We start from the raw sequence: 6,039 nt of genomic DNA, 5'->3' as shown, positions 1-6,039 counted from the left end.
CCGCAACCATCCTTATGTGCGACACCAACTTGCACCAGCGGGAAACCAGCCTTCCCCGCGAGCGCGCGTTTGCCTATAAGATGAAGTTGGAGGCAATGAAGCACCAGGGGGCGCGAACAGATTTGACTTCTGGACCAATGGTCCAGAAGTCCAGAAAGTATTCGGTTGAAGTGCTTGCAGATCAGACAGGCGAGAGTTACAAGCAGGTACAGCGCTACATACGCCTGACGGAACTGGTGCCGCCGCTGCTGACCATGGTGGATGAGGGCAGCGTGGCGTTTCGTCCGGCAGTGGAGCTTTCCTATCTCAAAAAAGAGGAACAGCAAACTCTTTTGGATGTGATGGAAAGCGAGCAGGTTGCCCCATCCGTGTCTCAGGCACAGCGCCTGAAAAAATTCAGCCAGGATAGCAAACTTGACCGCAACTCCATGGAAGCCATTATGACCGAGGAAAAGCCAGAGGTTGAAAAGCTCACCATTCGCGGGGATAAGCTGCGCAAGACTTTTTCTGGCCTGTTTCCGCGCGACGCAACGCCCCAGCAGATGGAAGATACCATCGTAAAAGCCCTCACGCATTATCAGAAATTCCAACAGCAGAACCGCCAGCAGCATAAAACGCACGCAAGAGACATGGCGCGCTAAAGGAGGGTAAATCATGCTGGAACCAATTGAAGGGGCGGACGGATACATTCGCCTGCCACGCATTCTCTTTACAAGCGAGCAATATAAAGCGCTGTCCACCGCCGCAAAAATTCTGTACGGCTTGCTTCTTGACCGTTTGCATCTTTCCATTAAGAACGAATGGAAAGACCCGGACGGGCGGGTATACATCCGCTACAAGGTCAAGGACATTGAAAAAGCCTTAAACTGCGGACACGACAAGGCAATTCAGCTTTTGAAACTGCTGGAGCGGGAAGATATTGCCCTTATTAAACGTGTGCATCAGGGCAACGGCAAAACAGACCGTATCTATGTGCGGGATTTTATGGTGGAAGGAAAATTGCCGCCGCTTCCGCCGTCTACACCCCCACATAAGCCGTGCGCAGATAAAGAACCTATCGGGTCGGAAAACAAGACTTCTGAAAACAAGACCAATACACCCGCCACCTCCGCAGAAGTCCAGATTTCAGAAGCACGCAATCCGGTGACATCGGAAATGCCGCAGGTAGCACTTACTTCTCCACAGCTTTTTCCACAGCCTTTTCAACAGGCCGTACATGAAGTCGGAAATGTAGAGCCAGTGCGGTCTGATTATCCGAATGGTGCGGATAACATTCTACTCTTTCCACCGAGTTTTCAACATGGAAAAGCGGATGTCTGCTTTTCCGATGCGGGAAAACCGGAAACAGACCCAAAATCAGGTGCAGGCAACCTAAAAACTGGACAAGCGGGTACGGATATCCGACCGGCGGGTCTGGAAACCCGACACCATAGTTATATAGACTCTAATTACTGTGTTAAGTACTCTCCCCCTCCTCTTGTTCCCCCTCAGCAAGCAGGCAGCTTGAAAATGGAGGAGGTGGCGGATATCCGCACCTCCGTGATAAAACAGATCGATTACGACGTCCTGTGCGAACGGTTCCCCGCAGACACGCACTATTTACAGCTCATTGTCTCGCTTGTCACGGATTTGCTGCGCAGTCAAAAGCCCACGCTGCGGGTCAATCAGGAAGACCTGCCGGCAGAAGAGGTGCTGGAGCACCTGCTCCAGCTGCGGGATGAGCATATCGAATACACGCTACTTGTTCTCGCGGAACAAAAAAACATCGGCGCTCTGCGCGGCTACCTGCTCACCGTGCTGTATAACGCGACGGTTCCCGGCGCGCTGGAAGCCTATTACGACAACCGAGTGAAACGCGATCTGGAACTGGAATGGGAGGCCGCAAAACCGGCCTATGCCGTCTGACGGAGGAACGAAAATGGCAGATTATCAGAAAATGTATTTTACGCTTTTTCACGCGACGACCGATGCAATCAACCGGTTGCAGGAGGCACAGCAGAAGGCAGAGGAACTTTACATACAGTCCGGCGAAACCCCACTGACGACTTTGCGCGCGGAGCAGGAAGCCGCCGTGACTGTATCCGATACGCCTGACACTCACATGCCCGGCGCCAAAGAGCAGCCGACCCATAAGCCGTTGGATTGCCCGCGCCATGAAAGGCTTGCCGGAAAAAGCCACCACAAAAATGACCCGTGCAGATAGGGGGCAAAGCAGAATGAGCAACAATGACATTCTCTTCGTGCAGGTAGATCCGGAAAAGGCTTTTATTCCGCGCCTGCTGCTACACCGCCAGATTCCGGAAAGGCAAAAGGAGATTCGCATGAAATGCAATTTGTATAGACGCTGCCAACGGGACGTACATAACCCGCACACCCTAACATCAGCCGAGCAAAAGGCGGTGCGGAAGGCTGTGCAGAAGATCATGGCAGACGTGATGGCTCCCATTTCTGCCGCTTTTTCCACGGGCAGAAACAGGAGCGTAAAAAGATGACCTGGCGCATGGTCGGCACCTGTACGTTTTACGCCCTGATCGTTGCGGCCGCGGTCACACTGGGATTTTGGCATTAGCTGCTTTCCATGGCAAGGAGGTGATATCCGTAAAAGTACTGGCTTATGTGGGGCTGGCCGCCTTTGCCGCAGCCGCACTTTTGAGCATGGCTCTTATATTTGTCCTGACCAGTTAAGTATGACATGCGACATGAAGAGGAGGAGGCAATTGAATACCGGTACGTGGATACACTTTTGGGCAGTGCTCTCCAGCTGTTTGCTGGTAGTGCTGCCACTTTTATACGCAGGAATTGTAGATGCGAAAACGCGGCAAATTCCAAACCGTGTCTTGCCATTTCTGATCGCTTCCGGTGTCATCCATCTGATGATGATCGGTTTTTCACCGTCTGCCGACTTTTGGGCAATATGTGGCTTTTTCGCCGGGGGGCTGCCGCTGCTCATTCTGGCATTCTTCACCAAAGGGAAATGCGTCGGATTTGGTGACATCAAGTTGGCGGCCTGCGCAGGCTTTGCGCTGGGCATAGCCAGTTACCCGGTGCTGATGGCCGCGCTTTGTCTGTTTTTGATTGGCAGTTCCGTCTTTTACGCCGCCAAAAAGACGCGAATGAACACCCCGCTGCCATTTGGCCCGTATTATGCCGCCGCCGCATTGGTGGTATATAGCACAATAGCCGTCGCTACATTTTTCAGAGTTTAGGGAGGTATCATCCGATGAACAAAAAGAACAAACAGACCATAGGCGTGCTTTGCATCGCCGCCGCTGTCGCCGTGGGCGGCCTCTACTGGTATGCCTTACATGCAAACATGGCAGGGGTATCCGTCGTGCGCGCAAAAACGGAAATCCCGGCAGGCACAAAAATCACATCCGAGATGCTGGAAACCGTGGAAATGGGCAAGCTCAACCTGCCCGCGAACATTACCGGCAACGCCGGTCTGGTGGTTGGGGCTTACGCTGACACGCAGCTTTCCCCACATCAAATCATCACCGGCAACGATTTATCCGGCCATCAGCCCACCTATGCCTTGAGCGACGGGGAAATGCTCTACAGCATCCCGATGAAAAACCTTGCGGACAGTCTCAGCGGCAAGCTGCAAGCGGGCGATATTGTTCGCGTTGTCGTGCCCGCACAATCCGTGGCAGGCAATAACACGGTTGCGCAGAATAACAATCTGGCCGCGCTGCAAGACGTCCGGGTGACGTCCGTAACAGGCTCCAATGGGCAGGAAGTAACACAGACCGCCCCGTCGCAGACCACTTCCGGCGGCGCGTCTTCCTCTGCCAATCAACCCGCAACCGTAACGCTACTCGTTGATCAGCAGCAAGTTAACGCCATCGCGGCTCTCGACGGGCAGGAAATCCAGCTCGCACTCGTGTCGCGCGGCAACGAAAAACAGGCGGAGTCCTTGCTTGCCCAACAAAGCGCGCTGTTAAAGGGGGCAGACTGATGCTGCAAAATCTGACGGCGGTCTGCGGGATAAACGGCTGCGGCAGCACGACGTTTGCAGCAGCACTTGCTGCACATCTTGCCAAATCCGGTACGCATACCCTGCTTATCAGCCCGGATACGCACGTTCCGGCATACAGCCTCTGGAAGCCCGATATGCCGCCTGTGGAAACGAAAAAAAGCGCGAAGTCGCTTGGGCAGCTGTTTGCCGGTGAGCTGACCGTGGAACGGATTGCGGAGCACGTCTATATTCCACGGGGCTTTCATCAAAATCTTGGACTGCTGGGCTATCTGGCAAAAGAATCGGCAAATGAGTACGTGCCGGTAGATATGTCCACGGCGGACGATTTTCTGAAAATGGCCGCAGATATGTCGGATTGGCAGATTATCCTCGACGCCTCGCACGATGCGGGCGCGATCAGCACGCTCGGCGTACAGAACGCCGCGCTGATCATCCGTATCGTGGAACCCGATTTGCGAGGCGCATCCTATCTCCACAGTCAGCCGCCCGAAATCCTCAGTGGCGAAACACGTTGGCTGTCATGCGCCCGCAGCATGGAAGACGTGACCGAAACCTTTGCAGAAAAACTCGGCATTTCGTTTGCGGCGGAAATCCCGTTTTTGGAAGAAGCCCATGTCAAACTCATGGAGGGCAATTTGCTGCAACCGTATGGGAATCGGGAGTATCTCGCCGCCCTTACTGCTGTCGCACAGGCGATAAAAGGAGGCGCGGTATCGTGACGGACCGTTTTACCTATCCGAATGGAACCGCCCTCGACTATCCGTCCATGCTGGCGCGGATACAGGATTTTGTTTCGCACGAACGCACAATTGCGGTGAAAAGCGTAGACGACTTGTGGCCGGTCATTGCCCAGCGTCTTATATCTCAGCAGATTGCAACCGTGCGTCCCATACCGGAGATTGCAGCGGACATGGCACAGGACATGGCTGGTATTGGCCGCATCCTCGCAAAGTACCTGTTGCATCTTGATGACTATTCCACGCTTGAAGAAATCAACGTAAACGGATACAACAGCCTCTGGCTGCGCTTTACCGACCGGCCTGATGTGCGAATCAATGAAACCTTTTCAAGTCCAAAAGAGTTGGAAAACCTCATCACCCGGCTGTTATCCGATAGCGATTCCGAACCGATGAACCGTTCCACGCCGGGCGTTGTCAGCGCGGTTCCCGGCCTAAAAGGCGTTCGCATGACCGTTCTTGGTTCACCGATTGTCCCGGACGGTGCCGGCGCGTATGCATCCATTCGTATTGTGCGCCCTAACGTTGTGACGGGCGAGAAAATTCTGGCAAGCGAAGAGCTGTCCCCGGATATGCTGCGTTTTTTGCGCATGTGCGTGAAATACCGGGAAAGCGCCACCATCTCCGGTGAAAAGGGCGCCGGGAAAACGTCTTTACTAAACTATTTGAAATCCCTAATCCCTGGAAAATACCGCATCGGCGTCATCGAAGAAGGCGCGCGCGAACTGTCCACCAATATTCTGGACGATGCCGGCCTGCCCATCACGCAGGTTCTCAGTATGCTGACCCGTCCAAAAGCAGACCCGGATGAAAACTACGACGCCTCGCGCCTGCTCGAACTTTGCCTGCGCTTTGATCTGGAATACCTAATTCCGCAAGAAATGCGCGACAAAGAAGCGTATGGGGCGCAGGAGTGCGCACGTACCGGGACAGCGGTCTATTCGACTCTGCATTGTAACGACGCAAAGGGGACGTATCCCCGCATCGTCACGCTTTCACAGAAAGCGTCCAGTGAACGGGCGTCTATCTTGATGGGCTATGCGGTCGAGGCGTTCCCAATCAGCGCTTATATGCAGCGGATGCCGGACGGGAATCGCCGCTGCCTCGAAATTGTGGAGGCGGTTGGAGTAGATGAGGGACGGGTGGTCAGCGTGCCGTTGTTTCGATATATCGTCGAGGACAACACCGTGGATGAAGACGGTACCGTCCGCACGCTGGGACGCTTTGAGCAGGTCGGGCACATTTCAGATCGGCTGCGCGACCGGATGATTGCGCGCGGCGCGTCTCGCGCACAACTGCAAACGTTTCTTTGAGGCAGAAAGAGGT

At 54.2% G+C, this 6,039-nt stretch carries 7 protein-coding genes and 1 pseudogene; all 8 read left to right on the top strand.

Annotated elements, in window-relative coordinates:
* A pseudogene (locus ABF463_RS02150) lies at positions 1–641 on the top strand (chromosome partitioning protein ParB); the annotation flags it as partial.
* 13 nt (positions 642–654) lie between these two features.
* The gene (locus tag ABF463_RS02145; RefSeq protein ID WP_415531893.1) at positions 655–1,905 is read left to right on the top strand and encodes a replication initiator protein A; all 1,251 of its coding nucleotides are present in this window, start codon (positions 655–657) and stop codon (positions 1,903–1,905) included.
* A 13-nt stretch (positions 1,906–1,918) separates the two neighbouring features.
* On the top strand, positions 1,919–2,203 hold the full coding sequence (locus tag ABF463_RS02140) for a hypothetical protein (RefSeq protein WP_415531892.1): 285 nt from the start codon (positions 1,919–1,921) through the stop codon (positions 2,201–2,203).
* Between the two features lie 13 nt (positions 2,204–2,216).
* A complete protein-coding gene (locus ABF463_RS02135) occupies positions 2,217–2,492 on the top strand; it encodes a hypothetical protein (RefSeq protein ID WP_415531891.1) in 276 nt (91 codons plus the stop codon).
* A 225-nt stretch (positions 2,493–2,717) separates the two neighbouring features.
* Positions 2,718–3,206 (top strand): prepilin peptidase, encoded by a 489-nt coding sequence (locus tag ABF463_RS02130; protein WP_415531890.1) that lies wholly within the window; start codon positions 2,718–2,720, stop codon positions 3,204–3,206.
* Positions 3,207–3,220: 14 nt separating this feature from the next.
* Complete coding sequence (locus ABF463_RS02125) at positions 3,221–3,955, top strand: Flp pilus assembly protein CpaB (RefSeq protein ID WP_415531889.1); 735 nt, start codon at positions 3,221–3,223, stop codon at positions 3,953–3,955.
* Positions 3,955–4,695, top strand: coding sequence for a hypothetical protein (locus ABF463_RS02120; protein WP_415531888.1), 741 nt, complete (start codon positions 3,955–3,957; stop codon positions 4,693–4,695). Before ABF463_RS02125 ends, ABF463_RS02120 begins: the two co-directional genes overlap by 1 nt.
* Positions 4,692–6,026, top strand: coding sequence for an ATPase, T2SS/T4P/T4SS family (locus ABF463_RS02115; RefSeq protein ID WP_415531887.1), 1,335 nt, complete (start codon positions 4,692–4,694; stop codon positions 6,024–6,026). Before ABF463_RS02120 ends, ABF463_RS02115 begins: the two co-directional genes overlap by 4 nt.
* Positions 6,027–6,039: the final 13 nt, after the last annotated feature.

The sequence above is a fragment of the Ethanoligenens sp. genome, assembly GCF_047718355.1.
Taxonomy (GTDB): domain Bacteria; phylum Bacillota; class Clostridia; order Oscillospirales; family Ethanoligenentaceae; genus Ethanoligenens.
This window is presented reverse-complemented; position numbering and strand designations above follow the sequence as displayed.

Excerpts from the sequence above, each read along its gene's own strand:
- ABF463_RS02145 (WP_415531893.1), top strand. The coding sequence starts at position 655 with ATGCTGGAACCAATTGAAGGGGCGGACGGATACATTCGCCTGCCACGC.
- ABF463_RS02140 (WP_415531892.1), top strand. The coding sequence starts at position 1,919 with ATGGCAGATTATCAGAAAATGTATTTTACGCTTTTTCACGCGACGACC.
- ABF463_RS02135 (WP_415531891.1), top strand. The coding sequence starts at position 2,217 with ATGAGCAACAATGACATTCTCTTCGTGCAGGTAGATCCGGAAAAGGCT.
- ABF463_RS02125 (WP_415531889.1), top strand. The coding sequence starts at position 3,221 with ATGAACAAAAAGAACAAACAGACCATAGGCGTGCTTTGCATCGCCGCC.
- ABF463_RS02120 (WP_415531888.1), top strand. The coding sequence starts at position 3,955 with ATGCTGCAAAATCTGACGGCGGTCTGCGGGATAAACGGCTGCGGCAGC.